Origin of the sequence: Streptomyces sp. UNOB3_S3 (assembly GCF_020740895.1) — a bacterium.
Classification (GTDB): Bacteria; Actinomycetota; Actinomycetes; order Streptomycetales; family Streptomycetaceae; genus Streptomyces.
The window spans coordinates 1-1,707 of sequence record NZ_JAILXP010000664.1; the positions used below are offsets into that span (position 1 = coordinate 1).

Annotated in this window: 2 protein-coding genes and 1 pseudogene; 1 reads left to right on the top strand and 2 read right to left on the bottom strand. The window is 73.3% G+C overall.

The features are described from left to right. Nucleotides 1-619 (bottom strand): TerD family protein (locus K6I33_RS34830; RefSeq protein ID WP_229358797.1); only part of this gene is annotated, 619 nt, incomplete at its 3' end. A 114-nt stretch (nt 620-733) separates the two neighbouring features. Next, entirely contained in the window at nt 734-1,330 is a 597-nt protein-coding gene (locus K6I33_RS34835) for a M48 family metallopeptidase (protein ID WP_229358798.1), read from the bottom strand. A gap of 169 nt (nt 1,331-1,499) precedes the next feature. Between K6I33_RS34835 and K6I33_RS34840 the strand changes: the two are divergent. Beyond that, a pseudogene (locus tag K6I33_RS34840) lies at nt 1,500-1,707 on the top strand (hypothetical protein); the annotation flags it as partial.

Genomic DNA, 1,707 nt, shown 5'->3' on the forward strand with positions numbered 1-1,707 from the left:
GGGCCGGGGGCGCACTGGCCTGTGCCGGGGGCGCGAAGGCGGGCGCGGCGGCGGCCGGGGCGGGAGCCGCCGCCTGGGCGGGCTCCTCCTCCTCGACGACCTCGCCGCCGAAGTTCTTCAGCAGCGCCTCGAGGCCGCCGTCGAAGCCCTGCCCGACGGCGGCGAACCGCCAGACGTCCTTCAGGTAGATGTCACCGAGCATCACCGCGCGCTCGGTGGAGAACTCCGTGCCCGTGAAGGAGTAGCGCGCGACCTCCACGCCGCCCGCGACGACCCGGAGGTAGCCCGGGGCGGCCTGCGACATCTGGCCGGCGCCGTCCAGCGTCGCCGTGAAGCTGAGCTTGCGGATGTGGGCCGGGACGCGGTCGAGCGTGACCCGGAAGGATTCCGTGTCGCCGGCCTGCGCGCCCAGCTGCTGGATGGCCTCCTCGGGCGACTTCGGCTGGTTGAAGAAGACGAAGTAGCGGTCGTCCGAGAGCCTCTCGTCGGCGTCGAGGCCGAAGCAGCTGACGTCGAAGGTCAGGCCGGGGCCGCCGATCTGCACTCCCACGTACAGATCCGTCCCCGCCGTCAGGTCACTGATCTTGGCCTTGTGGCCGCGCTGGAATTCCCTGGACATGCGTGACGCCCGTCCCCCATCCGTACCCGTGGTGAATGCGTTGCGCCAGGCTAACCGCTGGCGGCGACAGCCGCCGATCCCGGGGCGGCTCCCCTTGCCGGCCTTACCGGCCCATTACTCGCTGCGGGCGGCCGGGAGGTGGGGCAGCCGGTCGGCGGCGACCACGCCCTCGAGATAGCCCCGGGCGCGCTCGGTGCGCGGGTACGCCTCCAGGAGCCGCCAGAACTCCGGGCCGTGACCGGGGACGAGAAGGTGCGCCAGCTCGTGGAGGAGGACGTAGTCCACGACGTACTCGGGCATGCCCTGGAGGCGGTGGGAGAGACGGATGCTGCCCTCGGCGGGGGTGCAGGAGCCCCAGCGGGTGTTCTGGTTCGTGACCCAGCGCACGGAGGCGGGGCGGGCGCGGCCGTCGAGGTACTGCTCGGAGAGGCGACGGGCCCGGTCGGCCAGCTCGGTGTCGCCCAGCATCCGCCGGCTCTCCTGCGCCGCGAGCTTGTCGAGCATCACGCCCACCCAGCGCCGCTCCTCCGCGTCCGACATCCGGGCGGGAATGAGCACGATCGTGCGATCGCCCTCGCGGTAGGCGGAGACCGTCCTCCTGCGGCGCGTGCTCCGCCGGACCTCGACCGCGTCGGCCTCCTGGCCTCGGGAGAGCGGGCTCGGGGCGCTGCGCGGCGGTCTCGTGGCACTGTGCAGAGGGTCGACGGGCACGCCCCGACGTTACCCGCTGGCGGTGCGGGAAGTCCCGCCCCTCCGTCGGTTGTCGGGGAAAGACCCCCGGGAGCGCACGGCTTGTACGACTAACGCCCCCTTCCTGTGGACAACGCCGCACGGCGAACGTCCGGGACGGGCAGGCTGTGGCACGGACGAGGGGGGAGCCATGCAGAAGACGACCACGACCGCACATCCCATGCTCAAGCCCGCGCTGCGCCGGGCCTGGCGCAGCCGGGACACGGTCCAGTTCGGGGTCGCCCCCGCGCACGCGGTGCTGCTGGGGCCGGTGGACACGGCGACGGGCTCCTTCCTCGGGCTGCTCGACGGGACGCGGGGGATGCCCCTGCTCCGCGAGGAGGCCCGGGGGATGGGGC